This is a genomic window from Lacisediminihabitans sp., assembly GCF_043726815.1.
GTDB lineage: Bacteria > Actinomycetota > Actinomycetes > Actinomycetales > Microbacteriaceae > Lacisediminihabitans.
In genome coordinates this window covers 1-15,650 of sequence record NZ_JAYSJZ010000023.1, presented here as the reverse complement: position 1 = coordinate 15,650, position 15,650 = coordinate 1, and the positions used below count along the sequence as shown (strand labels likewise).

Annotated in this window: 17 protein-coding genes; 4 read left to right on the top strand and 13 right to left on the bottom strand. The window is 66.4% G+C overall.

Going from position 1 to position 15,650, the window contains the following annotated elements:
- Positions 1–4: 4 nt before the first annotated feature.
- From ACHZD8_RS02375 to ACHZD8_RS02365, 3 genes are read right to left on the bottom strand one after another with little or no spacing between them, the layout of a single operon-like run.
- Positions 5–886 carry a carbohydrate ABC transporter permease gene (locus tag ACHZD8_RS02375; protein ID WP_394768521.1) on the bottom strand — a complete coding sequence of 294 codons (882 nt, stop codon included), beginning with the start codon at positions 884–886 and terminating at the stop codon, positions 5–7.
- A 1-nt stretch (position 887) separates the two neighbouring features.
- Entirely contained in the window at positions 888–1,829 is a 942-nt protein-coding gene (locus ACHZD8_RS02370) for a carbohydrate ABC transporter permease (protein WP_394768520.1), read from the bottom strand.
- Positions 1,829–3,172, bottom strand: a complete 1,344-nt coding sequence (locus tag ACHZD8_RS02365; protein WP_394768519.1) for an ABC transporter substrate-binding protein — start codon at positions 3,170–3,172, stop codon at positions 1,829–1,831. Before ACHZD8_RS02365 ends, ACHZD8_RS02370 begins: the two co-directional genes overlap by 1 nt.
- A gap of 244 nt (positions 3,173–3,416) precedes the next feature.
- On the opposite strand from ACHZD8_RS02365, the gene ACHZD8_RS02360 reads away from it, so the two are divergent.
- Positions 3,417–4,628 (top strand): ROK family protein, encoded by a 1,212-nt coding sequence (locus ACHZD8_RS02360; protein ID WP_394768518.1) that lies wholly within the window; start codon positions 3,417–3,419, stop codon positions 4,626–4,628.
- A gap of 87 nt (positions 4,629–4,715) precedes the next feature.
- Here ACHZD8_RS02360 and arfB read toward each other — a convergent pair whose 3' ends face one another.
- The 6 genes from arfB to ACHZD8_RS02330 all read right to left on the bottom strand — a co-directional run bounded on the left by arfB (position 4,716) and on the right by ACHZD8_RS02330 (position 10,318).
- Positions 4,716–5,138: an alternative ribosome rescue aminoacyl-tRNA hydrolase ArfB gene (arfB, locus tag ACHZD8_RS02355; RefSeq protein ID WP_394768517.1), complete on the bottom strand. Its 423-nt coding sequence runs from the start codon at positions 5,136–5,138 to the stop codon at positions 4,716–4,718.
- Positions 5,139–5,391: 253 nt separating this feature from the next.
- Positions 5,392–7,389: an ATP-binding protein gene (locus ACHZD8_RS02350; protein WP_394768585.1), complete on the bottom strand. Its 1,998-nt coding sequence runs from the start codon at positions 7,387–7,389 to the stop codon at positions 5,392–5,394.
- A 5-nt stretch (positions 7,390–7,394) separates the two neighbouring features.
- Positions 7,395–8,018: a DUF4062 domain-containing protein gene (locus tag ACHZD8_RS02345; RefSeq protein ID WP_394768516.1), complete on the bottom strand. Its 624-nt coding sequence runs from the start codon at positions 8,016–8,018 to the stop codon at positions 7,395–7,397.
- A gap of 304 nt (positions 8,019–8,322) precedes the next feature.
- Positions 8,323–8,940: a response regulator gene (locus tag ACHZD8_RS02340; protein ID WP_394768515.1), complete on the bottom strand. Its 618-nt coding sequence runs from the start codon at positions 8,938–8,940 to the stop codon at positions 8,323–8,325.
- Complete coding sequence (locus ACHZD8_RS02335) at positions 8,937–10,058, bottom strand: sensor histidine kinase (protein WP_394768514.1); 1,122 nt, start codon at positions 10,056–10,058, stop codon at positions 8,937–8,939. The genes ACHZD8_RS02340 and ACHZD8_RS02335 overlap by 4 nt, the downstream gene beginning before the upstream one ends.
- A 14-nt stretch (positions 10,059–10,072) precedes the next feature.
- On the bottom strand, positions 10,073–10,318 hold the full coding sequence (locus tag ACHZD8_RS02330; RefSeq protein ID WP_394768513.1) for a hypothetical protein: 246 nt from the start codon (positions 10,316–10,318) through the stop codon (positions 10,073–10,075).
- Positions 10,319–10,428: 110 nt separating this feature from the next.
- Between ACHZD8_RS02330 and ACHZD8_RS02325 the strand changes: the two genes are divergently transcribed.
- Together ACHZD8_RS02325 and ACHZD8_RS02320 are read left to right on the top strand one after the other, a co-directional pair.
- Positions 10,429–11,091 carry a hypothetical protein gene (locus ACHZD8_RS02325; RefSeq protein WP_394768512.1) on the top strand — a complete coding sequence of 221 codons (663 nt, stop codon included), beginning with the start codon at positions 10,429–10,431 and terminating at the stop codon, positions 11,089–11,091.
- Positions 11,092–11,406 (top strand): RidA family protein, encoded by a 315-nt coding sequence (locus ACHZD8_RS02320; protein ID WP_394768510.1) that lies wholly within the window; start codon positions 11,092–11,094, stop codon positions 11,404–11,406.
- A 199-nt stretch (positions 11,407–11,605) separates the two neighbouring features.
- Here ACHZD8_RS02320 and ACHZD8_RS02315 read toward each other — a convergent pair whose 3' ends face one another.
- Positions 11,606–12,097, bottom strand: a complete 492-nt coding sequence (locus tag ACHZD8_RS02315; RefSeq protein WP_394768509.1) for an FBP domain-containing protein — start codon at positions 12,095–12,097, stop codon at positions 11,606–11,608.
- 13 nt (positions 12,098–12,110) lie between these two features.
- Complete coding sequence (locus ACHZD8_RS02310; protein WP_394768508.1) at positions 12,111–12,617, bottom strand: TetR-like C-terminal domain-containing protein; 507 nt, start codon at positions 12,615–12,617, stop codon at positions 12,111–12,113.
- Between the two features lie 413 nt (positions 12,618–13,030).
- Here ACHZD8_RS02310 and ACHZD8_RS02305 point away from each other — a divergent pair, with 413 nt between their 5' ends.
- Positions 13,031–13,609: a uracil-DNA glycosylase family protein gene (locus ACHZD8_RS02305; protein WP_394768507.1), complete on the top strand. Its 579-nt coding sequence runs from the start codon at positions 13,031–13,033 to the stop codon at positions 13,607–13,609.
- 205 nt (positions 13,610–13,814) lie between these two features.
- On the opposite strand, the gene ACHZD8_RS02300 is transcribed toward ACHZD8_RS02305, so the two are convergent.
- Positions 13,815–14,987 carry a hypothetical protein gene (locus tag ACHZD8_RS02300; RefSeq protein WP_394768505.1) on the bottom strand — a complete coding sequence of 391 codons (1,173 nt, stop codon included), beginning with the start codon at positions 14,985–14,987 and terminating at the stop codon, positions 13,815–13,817.
- Between the two features lie 26 nt (positions 14,988–15,013).
- Positions 15,014–15,469 carry an alkaline phosphatase family protein gene (locus ACHZD8_RS02295; protein ID WP_394768504.1) on the bottom strand — a complete coding sequence of 152 codons (456 nt, stop codon included), beginning with the start codon at positions 15,467–15,469 and terminating at the stop codon, positions 15,014–15,016.
- Between the last annotated feature and the right edge of the window lie 181 nt (positions 15,470–15,650).

Genomic DNA, 15,650 nt, shown 5'->3' with positions numbered 1-15,650 from the left:
GAGGTCATCCCTTAACCGCGCCGCCGAGGCTGGAGCGGAGCAAGTGCTTGCGCACGAATATGTAGAGCACGGCCGGAGGAGCCACGTAGACGATCGCGCTGGCGGCAAGAAGGCCCCAGTCGACGTGGTTGTGATCGCTGAACGCCCGGAACAGCCCGATCGAGAGCGGATAGAGCTCCTGGCTCTGCAGCATCACGAGCGGGGTGAGGAAGTCACCCCAGATTCCCATGAAGGTCAGCATGGCCGCGGCCCCCAGCCCCGGACCGATGAGCGGCAGAACGATCCGCCGGATCGCCTGGAGCCGACTGTTGCCGTCGACCCACGCCGCCTCCTCCAGTTCCATGGGAACCGACGAGATGGTGCCCTTGAGCAGCCACAGCGTCACCGGGAGCTGAAGCACGGCCTCGACGAGGATCAGTCCGAAGAGCGTGTTCGTGAGCTTCAGGTTCACCATGATCAGGTAGAGCGCGACGATGGTCGCGGGGGCGGGGATCACCCTGATCAGCAGGATGCCGAACATGAAGGCTCGACGACCCCGGAACTCGAAACGGGCGAGAGCGTAGCCGCCCGCCACTCCGAGGGCGAGGTTGAGCGCCGTCCCTCCGATGCCGATGATGAGGCTGTTCACCAGCAGCATCGGGGTTCCCGCGCTGGTGAAGAAGCGCACGAAGTTCTCGAACGACAGGCTCGGAAGCTGAACGTTCGGACCCGCGTGGCCGTCCACCGAGCTGAAGACGACCCACGCGAACGGCACGAGGCAGAACAGCACCATCAGCACGAGAAGCGTGTAGGCCAGAACCCGCTGCACGACGCCCAGCGCACTGAGCGGACGACGGCGGTATCGTCGTGCCGGCGCGATCGCCTGCGGTATTGCTGACGTTGTCATCTCAGACCTCGACCTTCGAAAGCCGCACGTACACGAGGCCGAGAACCAGAACCAACACCAGGAGGATCATCGAGGCAGCGCTTCCGATGCCGATCTGGGCGAACTGCAGGGCCCGCTGGTAGATGTAGATCGCCGCGAGGCGCGTCGCGCCCCCCGGGCCACCCTGGGTGAGGAAGTAGACGAGCCCGAAGACGCCCACCGTGCTGATGGTGGTCAGCAGCAGGTAGAGGAACACCGGACCCCGAATCAGGGGAAGAGTGATGTGCCGGAAGATCTGCACGGCACGGGCCCCGTCTATCCGGGCGGCCTCGATGAGTTCGGCCGGCACCTCTTCGAGCGCCGCCTGGAACATGATCATGGCGAACGCGACCCCGCGCCAGATGTTCACGAGGATGATCGACACCATCGGAACCACCTGGAGCCAGGATGTGGGGTCGGCTCCAAAGAGTCCGGTCAGCCGGTTGAGGGTGCCCGCGGAGTTGTTCGAGAGCACGCTTGCCCAGGTCAGCGAGGCGACGACCTCCGGCACGATCATCGGCATCAGAACGGCGGCACCCCAGAGGCCCTTGCCGCGAACCCACGGCCGGCTCAGAAGGATGGCCGCGACCATGCCGAGCACGGTCTGGCCGATGATGGCCGAGAACAACACGAACTGGCCGGTCTGTCCGAGGGAAGCGAGGAAGTCCGAACTCGACAACAGGTAGGTGTAGTTGTCGATGCCCACCCACTTGGGATCGCGCGCGGCAAACCCGGTGAGTTGGGTATTGGTGAAGCTGAGGTAGGCGCCGTACAGCGCCGGCACGATGATGAAGACGACGATGAGCACGGCCCCGGGGCCGAGCAGGAGAAGAACGAACGGCCACGTGCGCCTGGAGCGACGCCGCCCGGGCGACGACGACTGAGCCGCCGCCGCCCGGGTGGGTGTGCTGGTGATGGAAGTCACTACTTGACCAGGGTCGGCCCGAGCAGGTCTGTCGCATCCTTCACGAACGCGTCGTAGGCCTGCTGACCGGTCGCCTTGCCCTGGAGAATCTTCTCCGTGGCGTTGGCGACGGCCTGGGCGATCTGCTCCGAACCGTCGCCGGTCGGAACGTAGAGGCTCGACGCGAGGTCCTTACCGGCCTGGACCAGTTTGGGCTCGCCGGAGAACGGCTTCACATCGGCGATGTCATCGCGCACCGGCGCTGCGCCGGAGGCGACGAGCTGTTCGGCGAGGGGCTTGCCGGACGACAGGTACTCGGCGAGCAGCACGGCTGCCTCCTTGTGCGTCGACTTCGCCGCGATGCCGTAGCTCGACCCGAGACCGCTCCAGCCGTAGGTCTTGCCGCCGGCCTTCATCGCCGGGTACTGCCAGGTGTCGACCTTCGTCTCGAGGCCGGCGATCGGCTTGGCACCGCCGGGGCCCCAGTCGAACTTCCATCCCCACGTGCCCTGGGCCGAAACCTGGAGCTTGCCGGCCGGGAACTTGTCGTACTTTGTCGGCTCCCACGGGTTCGGGTTTTCCAGATCCTGCACCGGGACGAGGCCCTTGGTTACCAACTCGCTGTACAGGTTGAAGGTGGGCAGCCATCCGCTGCTCTTGAGGTCCCACTTACCCGTCTTCAGGCTGTAGTACTTCTGGTCGACGCCCGCGAGAATCGGCTGGAAGCCTTCGCCCCACGAGCCTCCGCCCCATGCCGTGCCTGCGGGGATGACGATGGGCGGGAGGTTGCCGTTCTTGGCCTTGACCTGTTCGAGACGCGCGATCATGTCATCCCACGTTGCGGGCTGCTTGGTGTCGACGCCGTACTGCGTCAGGAGATCCTTGCGATAGAAGAAGTTCTGCACTCCCGTGTCGTGCACGAGGGCGTAGATCTTGCCGTCCTGACGCACCATTGCCTTCTTGATCTGCGGGAAGTAGTGATTCCAGCCGTCCCACTTGGCGAGGTCGTCGTCGAGCGGAGCCAGGTAGCCGGCGCCCGCGAAGCCCGGCACCATGCTGTCGCCGAGGTCGATGACATCCGGTGCCTCGCCGGCGATGAACTGCTGCGTGATCTTGGTGACGAATTGCGGGTCGGTCAGTACGTCACCAACCAGCTTGACCTTGATGTTCTTGCCCTGCTTCTTCATCGCGGCCTCGAAGCCGGGGATCTGCTTCTTGACCGAGTCGATGCCGATCTGCTTCGTCTCCATGATGGAGACCGTGACCGCTCCGCCACTGCTGCTGCCGGTTGCCGCGCAAGCGCTAAGCCCTGCAGCGGCGACAACTGTGGTGACGAAGGCGGCGATCACACGAGTGCGCTTCATTGCGGTGCCTCTCCCCGCTTGCTCCCGTCGGCCACTTTGCCTATTCAATGGGATAAAGCGTGAGGCCTATGTTAGGACATGGATTGGGCGGCGTCAACCATCGAAAAGTCCGGCATGGCGCCCGACGGCTCGATGCAGTCCACACCCGCACATCGACAGTGTCACAATTTGTCTATTTGATAGAATTACAGGTGCACGTCAGACTGTGGCCAGCGCATCCGGCCGGCCGACAAGAAGGGGTGACATGCTCCGAGGCAGCAACCTGCTCCGTCTGGCCGACTACAACCAGGCGGTGATCCTCGATCTCATCCGTCGGGAGCCGGGCAGGAGCCGGGCGGACCTGCAGCGCACCTCCGGACTCGCGTCGCAGACGATCTCCAACATCACCCGGCGGCTCATCGATGCCGAAATGATCCGCGAGAGCGAGCCGAGCGACGCGGTTCGCGGGCGCCCGAGCATCCCTCTTGCCGTCAACGGCAACGGTGCCTTCGCCGTCGGAGTGCACGTCGACCCCGCACGCCTCACGATCCTGCTGCTCGACGTCGCCGGCGAGGTGCGTCACCGCCAGCAGCTGCGCACGCCGCAGGCCACCAACCCCGACGAAATGACGGCGCTCATCGCGGTGAGCACCGGCCGCCTCATCCGGGAGTCGGGCATCGACCGCGACCGGGTGCTTGGACTGGGCATCGCGGTGCCCGGTCCCCTCGACGTGATCACCGGCGTCGTGCTCGACCCGCCCCAGCTTCCCATGTGGCGCGACGTTCGGCTCCGCGCCGACCTCCACGACGCCACCGGCATGCCGGTGCTGCTCGACAAGGACGTCACCGCCTCCGCCGCCGCCGAACTGCGCAAGTCCGCCGACCCCGACTTCCTGTTCATCTATCTCGGGTCGGGCGTCGGTGCCTCCGTCGTCACCCAGGGGCAGGTTCTTCGTGGCGCCAGCAACAACATCGGCGAGATCGGCGACATCCTGGTCGATGCGGCGGCCGAAGACCTCGGCTGGAGCGGTCGACGCGGGGGGCTCGCCGCGGCCTGCGTGCCCGAGGCGCTCGTCATCCAGGCGGTGCAGGCGGGGCTGATGCCGCTGCCCGACCTCACCGACTACCTGGCCATCGACGACGCCTGCACCGCGCTCTGCGAGCTTGCCGTCGGCGGGGATGCCGTGGCGTCCGCCATTCTGCACCGCGCCGCGCGCCGGGCGGCGGTCGGCATCGGCGTGCTCGTGAACTTCATCGACGTGCCCCGCGTCGTTCTGGGCGGCCCCACCTGGAACCGCCTTAGCGGCGCCTTCCTCCCCGTGCTAGAGGATGCGGTGCGCCGCGAACTCGTCGTCTCGCGCGAGGCATTCACCGTCGTCGGTTCCGCGGTGGGCGAGCAGATCGCCGCCCAGGGCGCCGCCGAGCTGGTGATGGACCACTTCCTCGCGCCCCGCGCGAGCGTTCTCGTCATGGACTGAGGGTCAGCGCCCCAGCTCCATGGGCTGCCCGCGTGTGGCTGGGCGGCCGGCCACGCTCGCCAACGTCGCCGCCGGAACCCGTCGGGGCTATTCGCCAGTCGGCCGCTGCCGCTGCTGCTTGGTCGCGGACCGCTGCTTTTTCGCCGCGAGATGACGCCTCGCCGAGCCGCGCGTCGGCCGGGTTCCGCGGCGGACGGCTGCGGGGGGTGCCAGTGCACCGCGCACGAGACTGGCGAGGGCGGCGAGGGCGGTCTCGCGATTGCGCAACTGGGAGCGTTGTTGTGACGCTGTCATCGTTATCGCTCCCGCCACGATTTGCCGACCGAGTCGAGTGAGCACCATGGTCCGCTGGTCATCGGTGAGCACAACCGAGTCGGCCACGTTCCACGTCAGCTGCACCCGGCTATCCGACGTGTTGACGTGTTGCCCGCCCGGGCCGGACGAGCGCGAGAACCTCCACTGGAGTTCCGAGGCGGGGATGGTGAGGGCGGGCGACACCTCAAGGTCCATGCAGCAAGGGTCGCACGAATTCGTTGTGATCGAGACGTGCATCTAGATAGTTCGAAAGCCGCAAATGGGGCCCACGGAACACTGAACGCTACCCTGGCGAGGCCGGGAACCGACCTTCCGAGACCTTGGATCGCCTCAGTCTCCGCCGCCGAATGAGGCGGACAGCAGGCCCGGGGAGATTCGAACAACAACCCGTGTAGGTCAACGGATGCTCCTGCCAAAAACGCTGAAGACCGTGACCTCGGTCCGTTTCTCACCACTCTGCGAGTGACCGCCGCAGCGCATCCATGTCGGAGTCGGGGAGTGCGAGCGCGATGGCCTCGCCGATCGTGAGGTCGGCGCCCTGGCGCTCGCCGGCCGCGACCGCGGCCGGGTCGGCCTCGCGGGCCGCGTCCAGCTGCGGGGTGTGCACCCGAAATGCCTCCGCGTCGAAGACGCCGATGCGTTGGCGGATGACAGCCGCGGCGGCCGAGAGCGCGCCGGCTCGCTCTCCGTCACCGCGTGCCGCCGCGACGGCGCAGAGTCCCTCGAGCCCGTAGGCGATGCCCTCTTCGTGATGCAGGCGGATCGAGACCAGCAACGTTCGCACACGCGCGTCCTCGGCGGCATCCACATCTCCACGCACCAGCAGCAGCCGGGCCTGATGATTGCCGGCCACCGAGAGCGTGAAGAGGTCCCCGCTAGCCTCAGCGATCTCGGCGGCCCGGTTGAAGCGCTTCAGCGCATCGTCCGGCACGCCGCGCAACCAGGCCAGGCGACCACGCGACACCTCGGTGATCGCCTCGGCCCACGTGTTGCCGACCGCGTGCTGGCGCTCGGCGGCGTCAGCGAGCTCGCGTTCCGCCGTTGTCACGTCGGGCGTGGGCAGCTGCAGGCGTGCCGTCGCGCGCGCCGCGAGCGCCATCGCCGCAGCGTCCTCATCGCCGCTCTCGCTGAACAGGCGCACGCACTCGGCCAGGCCCGCCACCACGCCCTCCGATGGCCTCTGCCACATCTCTCCCCACAGGGCGAGGAACCACGCCACCGCCCTGGTGTGCTGTGTGATCGGCAACTCCTTGCCCAGCAGCTCCAGCATCCAGGCCCGCACCTCGGCAAAGAATCCCGCGATCCACCAGTAGATGAGCAGGTTCCACGCGAAGTCGCCGGCGTCGTCGAGGCGGTTGGTGTAGATCAGGTGGCGGACCGCTGCGCGCAGGTTGGGCAGTTCGAGGCCCAGCTGCGCGACGGCATCGGCCTGCTCGAGTCCGCGCAGCTGCGGAGCGGTACGGGCGACGAAGGCGCGGTAGTAGTCCGCGTGTGCCGCTCGCATGACATCCGCGTCGCCGGCGATCTTCAGGCGGTCCAAGGCATATTCGCGCACGAGGGCGAGCAGCGAGAAGACCACGCGGCCGTCGATCTCGGTCTGGTTCACGAGCGACGCGTCGATGAGCGCCTCGAGACAGTCCAGCGCCGCCCCGTCCCACGACCGGCCGGCACCCAGCGCCTCGAGCGCCTCGAGCGTGAAGCGCGTCGCGAACACGCCGAGGTCCTCGAGCAGACCGCGGTGGGCATCGGGCAGCAGGCTCACGCTCCAGTCGATCGTCGCGCGCATGGTGCTGTGCCGCTCAGGCATGTCGCGCACCGAGGCGGTGAGCAGCGGCAGGCTTCGCTCGAGGCGCTCGGCGATGCCGCGGGGTGTCAGCATCCTGACCTTTGCCGCCGCCAATTCGATGGCCAGCGGCAGGCCCTCGAGACGACGGCAGATGTCGGCGATGTCCGGCGCATTCTCCTCGGTGATCGCGAAGCCGGGCTTCACCGCCGTCGCGCGGTCGACGAAGAGCATGCAGGCGGAGGAGCGCAGCGTGCGGTCGAGGGTGGCGGCGCCGACGCCTTCCGGCGTCGGCAGCGCTCCGACCTCGTAGACCTGCTCGCCACGGATCCGCAGCACGATGCGGCTCGTGACCAGGAATGTGGCCTGCGGTGCCGCCGCGTAGAGACGCACCAGCATCGGGGCGGCATCCACGATCTGCTCGAAGTTGTCGAGCACGATGAGCACTCGGCGCCCGGCCAGCGCGTGTGCGATGCGCTCTTCGAGGGCGGCTTCGCCGTTGTCGCGGATGCCGAGGGTGTAGGCGATGGTTGGGACGAGCAGGCCCGGCTCGAGAACACCCTCGAGCAGCGCGAAATAGATGCCGTCTGGAAAGAGATCCTCGGCGGCGCGCGCCGTCTCGATGGCGAGTCTGCTCTTGCCGATCCCGCCCGGTCCGATCAAGCTGACTACCCGGCTCTCCCCCTGGCGCAGGAGGGCTCGCAGGCGCTCGAGGTCGCCCTCGCGGCCGATCGTCGCGGTGTAGGCGACGGGAATCTTCTCGATCGCCGAGGGCGTCGCCGCCGACAATTCGGCGTCGCCGCCGACCATGACTCGTCGAACCTCTCCGCGAACAGCGCCGCGAGGTCGCCGGCAACCTGATCCTCGAGGTCGGCCGCGCTCTCGAAGGAGAGATAGGCGACGGTGTCGTCGGATCGGATGCGGTCGATCAGCGTGGTCAAGCGTTCGTCGCGATGCGTAGACGCCTTGATGTAGATCAGCTTCGGCATCGATTCCGCCGCGAGGTTGTACTCGTCCTCGAGGCCCGACACCTCCTCGTCGGGAGCCACCCAGCCGTAGCTGTCGCCATAGATGCCGACGAACACGTCGGACTGCGCCAGGTAGGCGCGGTACAGGGCTCGCGGTGGGTGCGGACGCGCCCCAAATTCGAACATCACCGGCGCGAGGCGGAGTCGCTCGATCGCCGCACGCACCGCGCGCCGCTCATCCGCAAGCTCACGAAGGGTCGAGCTCACGAACACCCGGATCCGCTGATCGGGTGTGCGGATCACGGGCCTGACGGGCCCATTCATGTGCATATCATGGCGCGATCAGCCGCTGTCGCGCCATGATTTGTGGCAATTCGTGCGAATCGGGACTACCTCCGATGTGGCTGACTCGGCCGGTCGCACCACGGCGCCACAGAGGGGTCGCACGCCAAGGAATCGGTCAGCGGCACGGGGCGTCCTCACCTGTGGTCGTCGCGAATGTCGTTCGGCTCAACCCGAGAAGGCAGCCGCCCTTCGCACAGCTCTGCGCGAATCTCGGCCGAGCAGAACAACGACCACGATGGGATTGCACGCCGGGTCAGGCGCAACCGGCTTCGCCGACCACGGGTCAGAGCCAACCGCGATCCCTGGCCGCCCTCGCCGCGTCGTGCCGCGTCGTGGTCGCGGTCTTCTGCGAGGCGTTCGAGAGGTAGTTTCGAACGGTGCCTGGGGCGAGGTGCAATCGCCGGGCGATGTCTCTGACCGAGTACCCCTCACGCGTCTCCCGGAGCACATCGGCTTCGCGTTCGGTCAACGGCGAGTCGTCGACGACCGAGGCCTCGAGCACATCGTGCGCGATCCAGCGCTGACCGTCATTCACCTTATGGATGACCTCGCCGATCTCTTCCGGGTCCGCGCTCTTGCTCATGAAACCCATCACGCCGAGCTTGAGCGCGCGCCGGAGGACACCCGGACGGGCGTGCCGGGTGAGCATCAGCACGCGTTGTCCCGGGCTTGTCGACATGATCGACGCGACCGCGTCCAGGCCGTCCATCTCGGGCATCTCGAGGTCGATGACAAGGACATCCGGGCGGTGCCGGAGGGTCGCGATCACCGCCTCGTGGCCGTTCTCGGCCTGCGCCACGACGACGATGGTCCCGTCGAGGACCAGGAGCGCAGACAGCGCCGCGCGCAACAGGTGCTCGTCATCGGCCAGGATGATCCTGATCGGACCCGCCTCCGTCATTTGCCGCCCCCGGTCCCACTGCTCGTGATCTCCGCATCGATCCGAGCCGACACGATGAACCTACCCGGCGGCCGCTCGACCCGCAGCGCGCCGCCGACGCTCTCCACTCGCTCCCGCAGCCGAGCAAGCCCCCGCGGCGCGGAGTCGGCGGTATCGAGTGCGCCATCGTTGGCGACCTCCACGGACCGCGGCGACGCGGTGATCGTGACGATGGTCGGACGCGCATGGCGAAGGAGGTTGGTGGTGGCTTCCCGCAGCACCTGCGCCAGCAGGGGATTCGCGGTTGTGCCGGTGGCGTCGTCGAATGTCACCTCGACGGCGACGCCCGCCGCCTCGATGAGCCGCTTGGCGTTCTCCAGCTCGGCGACCAGATTCAGCTCATAGCGCGCATACGTCAGCGCTCTCGTCTCCGCGATGGTCTCGTCGACGAGACGGCGGATCTCGGTGAATTCCCCCTCGGCTCGGTCGGGATCCGTGTGCACCACGCGTCGACCCAGTGCGGCTTTGAGTTTGATGACATGGAGCGAATGGCCCTGGATGTCGTGAAGGTCACCCGCAAATCGCATTCGCTCGCGCGCGATGGCAAGCTCTGCCTCTGTCTCCTGCGCGCGTTCGAGCCGCCGAACGACCTGCCAGGCCTGCTCGCTGAGCAGGATCACCGCGACGATGAAGAGTGTGCCGCCGGCCGGGAGCGCGACGTACTCGGCGGCCAGCGCTGGGCTCGCCGGGTGGAAGAGCAATGAACTCGCTCCGATCGCCGCGACCACGAATGTGAGCGCCGCGATCCACAACCGCCGCCGTGTTCTCCGCGCGAGCAGGAGCGCGCCGATGAGCGACATCGGCACGAAACCGATGGGGCTCGAGATCGTCAGCGCGCCGATGATCCACGACGCCGTGGTGAACATGAACGCAAGCACCGCCTGGCGCGGGTACCCGTCCAGGCTCCACTTGCGCAGCAGAGCGAGGGTGACAAGAAACCCGAGAACGACGATTGACCCCTCCCACCAGGATGTCGAGGTGAGCACGATACCGACGATGCTCAGGGGCGCGATCGCGGCGACGGCCGTGACCATCGCCACCCGACGCATCCGCGTGGTGGTGGGAGCCTCGTCCTTCACCCGGTCATCGATGGTCAGCTCCGCTCCTCGGCTTCCTGCCGCTTGATCGCCCGGCCGACCGGGCGTTTCGCAATCATCGCCGCACTGGCCAGGCCGAGCGCCACATACTGCAACGCCCCGATCCGGAGGAACAATTCCGCGATGTTCGCCGGAAGTGTCTTGAATAGGCCGAAATCGAAATAGAAGTACCCGACGTAGGCAAGGAAGACGGTCGCGCCGAGGACAATGGTCGCGCTGAGCGCCAGATCGAGGATTTTCATGATCTCCACGATTGCGCCGCCGGAGTGCCGACGGTAGTGACGCTGTGTCACATCATCTCATGACGTCAGACCACTGCACAGGAGCGGGACCGCGAGATGGGATGGGACTCATGACATCCCTAACGAATATCACCGAGGTTCCCGCACGCACGCCGTTCTGGCGCCGCCCCTTTTCAATCATCCGCGAGAACAAGCGTGCGTACCTCATCATCAACCTCGCCACGTATGGGTTGGCCGCCATCGGGTTCCTGATCGGACTCGCCTTTCCCGCGCTCAATGCCGCGGCTGGACAGGCGTTGAAGGACGACGGCACCGTGGCGCTCGTGAGCTGGCTGGTGGGTATCCCGCCGCTGTTCGCGCTGACGATCCTGGGCGTGAATGTCTTCCGGCTCAGCCTGCTGACCATCGTGCTGCCCTCGCTTGCAGTGCCCTTCGCGGGGCTCGCGTCCTTCGGATACTGGGCAGTCCAGGTAGGCATCACTCTCGTGCCGACCTCCCCCGAGGGATGGGTGGCGCTCATCCCCCATTCGCTCACCTTCGTTATCGAACTCCAGGGCTATGCCCTCGTGGTGCTCGGCGCGTACCGCCTGGGCCGGGGATGGCTGTTCCCGCGCAGTGTCGGCGCGCAGAATCGTCGCAGGGGCTACCTTCACGGCCTGAAGCAACTCGGTCTTCTGGCGCTCCCCGCGCTGGTGCTGCTCATCGTGGGCGCCGTGTGGGAGGCGTACTCATTGCGGTACTTCGTCCACCCGCTCACGCAGCTATTCCTGTAGTTGGCCTCTACCGCCCGCCGCGACGCGAACCGCATCGCGACCGGTGATCTCGCCGGGCAGGTCGCCCAGGTGCTCCGCAACACCGCCCTCGGACTGACAGCGGCCGGCGCCACATTCGCCGACGTCGTGCGCCTGCGTTTCTTCCTCACCAACTCGACACCGGAGATGTTCGGCGAATTCATGGCGGGCATCGAGTCCGTCGCGGTGGAACTCGGCCTGCCGACTCCCCGACCCCCGGTATCGGCCATCGGCGTCGATTTCCTCTTCGAACCCGACGTGCTCGTCGAACTCGAGGCCTGCGCGATCCTCGACTAAGCGACACAACCCAGGACCGACCGGTACCCGCAGACCTTCCACAGGGCTTCGGTCGGATCGGAGCACGTTTGGTCAACGAAGAGTTCGCGTGGGCACGGCGGAGGCATCGCTGTGCCTGGCGGCAGTGATTGCCAGGCGATGAGGGGTGGTGATCGAGACTCGGGGACAGGGCGATGCCCGTGCGGCACCGAACCCCCGATCAGAGGTCGGAGCGGATGTCCGCGACGAATGTCCCCGAACGCTGTTCGAGTGTCTCGATTCGTTTGAGTCGCGCCGACTCCCGATCGAAGCCGGTGTAGGCCAGCGGAGGGAGCTTGCGCACGTTCGCCGAGCACTCGAAGTTGGCACAGACCAGGGTTGTCACCGTATTGCCGGCCCGACCGGCGGGCCCTGTTCTTTTAGCCGTGAAGTAGTGAACGTCATTGGGGAGGGTGACGTCCTCGCACCAGGAGCATTGCGCGCGAGATCGGGTGCGGCCGGCGGACTGCCGCAGCATGATGCCGGTCGGGCCCTCGTCGAGGTGGGTCACGACATAACCAATGGTGGGGAGTTTGGGATCTCTCCATCCCAGGTAGTCGAGGTTTGTCCAGTCAAGGGTCTCGAATTCGGGCGGCAGCGTGACGGCCTTCCGTTCCCGAAGGGAGGTGTTGATGAAGGATGCGCGCACGTCAGCTGCGGTGAGCTGTTTCACAGTAGGTAGGTCCCTATTCCGTAGAAAGTTGATTTCGGCTGGATGGCCAGTGACCCAGCGTGAAGTGCAGCGCGTTGAGGGCGCTGTCCCACGAAGCCGTGGTGGAGCGGGTGCCGTGGCTGAACGCTCCGCCTCGTTCCAGCAGGACATAACCGTGAAAAGTGGCGTGCAGAAGCCGCACGGCGTCCGTCTCGTCGGGCTCGCGCAATGCGTAGCCGCGCAAGATGGCTCTCGTCATGTCCGCGTGGCGGCGAGCAGCGCTCTGCTCGGCAACATCTGGCTCCAGGATCATCTGTGTCGACGCATACCGCCCGGGATAGTTCAGCGCGTACGAGCGGTACGCGTTGGCGAATGCCACGAGAGCGTCTCGTCCGGCTCGGCCCGCAAGTGCCGCACTCACCTGATCCGCAAGCTCGGCCAACGAGAGGACGGCTACCCCGGAACGCAGGTCGTGCAGGCTGCGCACGTGGGCGTACAAGCTGGCGTCCTTGACATCGAAGTGCCGAGCGACGGCGGACATAGACAAATTGTCGAATCTGTCCGCGTCAGCCAAGTCTGCGGCAGCGGCGATAACGCGAGCCGGAGTAAGTCCCGCGCGTGCCATGATCTCCCCCTCTTTCATTTCCTAGGATTACCCTAGGTTTACCTAGGGCCCCTAGTCAAGTCCGCCGTGCCAAATCCAGCACGACTGCGCAGCCGGATGCGCGCGCCGCAGGTGAGCCTCAACGCCCTGGAGATGGACGTGCTCGAGTTCGTAGGGGCGGGGCGCTCCAACGCCGAAGTCGCGAGCGAGCTTTTCGTGACGGAGACCAAGCAGTGCCCTACGAACAAGCGGCCGAGGCACCCCGCCCGGCTCGGGGGCGCGCCTACTGTTATCGTCTGCGGCATGCTGCAATCGTCCTGTAGCCCGAAAAGCCGAGTTCGGAGGAAGGCGTGATCATCGACGCGATTCGGAAGGACATCGACACCGATCCCGCGAACGCGGATTGGGCGAAGCGCGGCGAGGGACCCCTGTTCGTTGCGGACCCTGCCGCTCGAATCGCGATCATCGGCCAGGCGCCCGGACAGAAAGCGCAAGCCTCCGGAATCCCCTGGGACGACGCAAGCGGTGCGAAGCTCATGCGGTGGCTCGGGGTCACGGAGGATCAATTCCGAAACCCTTCGCTGTTCGCGATCCTCCCCATGGACTTCTATTACCCGGGCAAAGGTGCCAGCGGTGACCTACCGCCACGCAAAGACTTCGCGCGACGTTGGCATCCGATCATCCTGGGCCAGCTGCCCAGCATTCGAATGACATTGCTCATCGGCAAGTACGCGCAAGATCACTACCTGGCCGGCAGCACCAAGACCAACCTCACCGAGACTGTCCGGGCGTTCCGCGAGTACCTACCCGATGTGTTTCCCGTGGTGCACCCGTCGCCACTGAACTTCCGTTGGCAGGCGCGCAATCCCTGGTTCGAGACCGACCTGGTGCCTGAGCTGAGGACCGCGGTCGCTGACGCGATCGTGTGAGCGTCCAGCCTGCGCCAGCCGACGTGGCCGACTTTCTCATCACCGAACTGTCTCGCCATCGATACTCCCGCCAGATTGTCGGCATCTGCAACTGACCCCTGAGTTCCGACCGCAACTCCAGGACCATGCGTACTGGCAAACGGACGCGGCGATCACGAGCCGACCACCCCGCCACCAGAGCGGCGGCGGGGTGGTCGTCCCGCGATCAATGCTGGGGCAGCACCTGTGTTCCCTCGATCCGCACGGCCTGGAGGGCCTTCGGGTTGAGCCCGAGCAGCTTCAGGATGGTCGGCGCGATCTGTGTGGTCTCCACGGGTGTCGCGATGGTCTTGCGGTGTTCTGTGCGGAGACCGGCGACTACCAGAGGCACATCGCGGTCCTCGGCGCTGGCTCCGCCGTGTTCGGCGATCTTGGCCTTTCCGCCGGTGTAGACCACACCGGAGCTAGCGATGCCGAGGATGTCCGGGTAGCGCGAATCCGCGGCAGTCGTGCCGAAGTAGGAGGCGACGGCGGCACCGGCGTAGATCGTGCCGAGTCCGGATGAAGGCGTGCTTTTTGCGGCGCCGGTGATGTCGTTCGCGGCGGCGGAGTGCGCGGCCAGGTAGCTCTTGGCGAATTCGGCGGCGACCTGGGAGTGATCGGACAGCCACAACTGCATGATGTCGTCGTCAGTGGCGAAGGCGACCAGATCCGCGCTCGTCGGATGGGTGGACTTCCACGCCGCGTTCAGGCCGTCGATGATGGGGCCGTCCGGCACGCGCGTGAGAGCGCCGGGGTCCATCGGCGACTGGCCGTGCTTGGCCGACAGGATGATCGTGGTCGTCTTGGCGAGGCCGTCGGCGGTGATCGCGGCATCCAGCTTGCCCACCGACGCGTTCACGAAGTCGAGGGCCTTGCTCAGAAGCGGGCCGGGGACTGCGCCGCCCGGGAGGTAGCCGCCGGTCAGACCGTCCGAGGTCGGAAGCTTCTGGGCGGTCGACACGGACTGGAAGTTCATCCCGAAGATCGCCGGCACGGGCTGAGCGGTGGATCCCGAGTGATCCTTGCCGGCGATCTCGTTCAACACTGCCTGCACCTTGTAGCCGTCGTACTGCTGGGTGGCCGCGTTGTCCTTGGTCCAGTCCCCCGCGCTGGAGGGCGCGGCTGCCTGACTGTTGATCTCGGGGGTGAAGAGATCATCGACACCCTTGCCCGATGGGCCGTTGAGAATCTCGTAGGCCGGGTGCTTGTCCGACCAGGCGGTCGTGAGGCCCGCGCTCTTGGCGACCTCGAAGATGGTATTCACCTTCAGGTACTGGTGCGGGTAGATCGGCGTGCAGGTGGCCGGATCGACGGGAAGGGTGGCCGGGTCGAGGAGGCTCTGCGGCCGGCCGGTCATCGACAGGATGCTGCCCGGCAGGCCGCTCAGGCCAGCGCCGGCGTCGAGCGCGTCCGGGTTCTTGTCGGCCGACTCGGTGAACGCGACTTCCGCCCCCGGTTTTGCGGTCGAGCAATTCGTGGTTCCGGCGGGGAGTACCGCTCGATTGTAGGTGTCGTCGTAGTAGACACCGGTGGTGCCGGGGTTTCCCCCCCCGTCACCTGCCCGATGAGGCCGGGAAACGAATCGGATGGCACCGGAGTCTGCGCGTGGGTGTAGCTGGTTCCCCGTGCGACAAGTGCGGCCAACGCCGAGGTCGGATGCGCGCCTACGTACCAATCGAGCTCCTTCTGATGCAGCCCGTCCACCGAGAGCAGCAGGACATGCTTGGAGTGCTTCGCGTCGCCATCGTCGGCGATGGCCGGCGTCACCGCAGCAGCCGCCAACAGCGCTGCGCTGAGAATCGCCGCGGTTGCGTGCGCGATCGTGTGGGTTGACTTCATGGGGTTAGACCTTCCGGTTCCGGTGCCATTGCGTGGACTCCCCCGTCGGGCGCGTTTGCCGCCCCATCGAGGGGCCAGACCATCGCCGGCGCGGTACTGAGCTGCTGCGGAGATTTCGGACAGCGGAATTGGTGGTTTTCTACGCTGCCAGGGCTGGCTGTTCGTAAGAGTAGTGGACTTC

What these genes read in the sequence shown, in the direction of transcription:
- ACHZD8_RS02295 (WP_394768504.1), bottom strand. Translation starts at nt 15,469, where the DNA reads ATGAAGTCAACCCACACGATCGCGCACGCAACCGCGGCGATTCTCAGC.
- ACHZD8_RS02345 (WP_394768516.1), bottom strand. Translation starts at nt 8,018, where the DNA reads ATGAATGGGCCCGTCAGGCCCGTGATCCGCACACCCGATCAGCGGATC.
- ACHZD8_RS02300 (WP_394768505.1), bottom strand. Translation starts at nt 14,987, where the DNA reads ATGACCGGCCGGCCGCAGAGCCTCCTCGACCCGGCCACCCTTCCCGTC.
- ACHZD8_RS02340 (WP_394768515.1), bottom strand. Translation starts at nt 8,940, where the DNA reads ATGACGGAGGCGGGTCCGATCAGGATCATCCTGGCCGATGACGAGCAC.
- ACHZD8_RS02325 (WP_394768512.1), top strand. Translation starts at nt 10,429, where the DNA reads ATGACATCCCTAACGAATATCACCGAGGTTCCCGCACGCACGCCGTTC.
- ACHZD8_RS02375 (WP_394768521.1), bottom strand. Translation starts at nt 886, where the DNA reads ATGACAACGTCAGCAATACCGCAGGCGATCGCGCCGGCACGACGATAC.
- ACHZD8_RS02360 (WP_394768518.1), top strand. Translation starts at nt 3,417, where the DNA reads ATGCTCCGAGGCAGCAACCTGCTCCGTCTGGCCGACTACAACCAGGCG.
- ACHZD8_RS02365 (WP_394768519.1), bottom strand. Translation starts at nt 3,172, where the DNA reads ATGAAGCGCACTCGTGTGATCGCCGCCTTCGTCACCACAGTTGTCGCC.
- arfB (WP_394768517.1), bottom strand. Translation starts at nt 5,138, where the DNA reads ATGGACCTTGAGGTGTCGCCCGCCCTCACCATCCCCGCCTCGGAACTC.
- ACHZD8_RS02310 (WP_394768508.1), bottom strand. Translation starts at nt 12,617, where the DNA reads ATGTCCGCCGTCGCTCGGCACTTCGATGTCAAGGACGCCAGCTTGTAC.
- ACHZD8_RS02330 (WP_394768513.1), bottom strand. Translation starts at nt 10,318, where the DNA reads ATGAAAATCCTCGATCTGGCGCTCAGCGCGACCATTGTCCTCGGCGCG.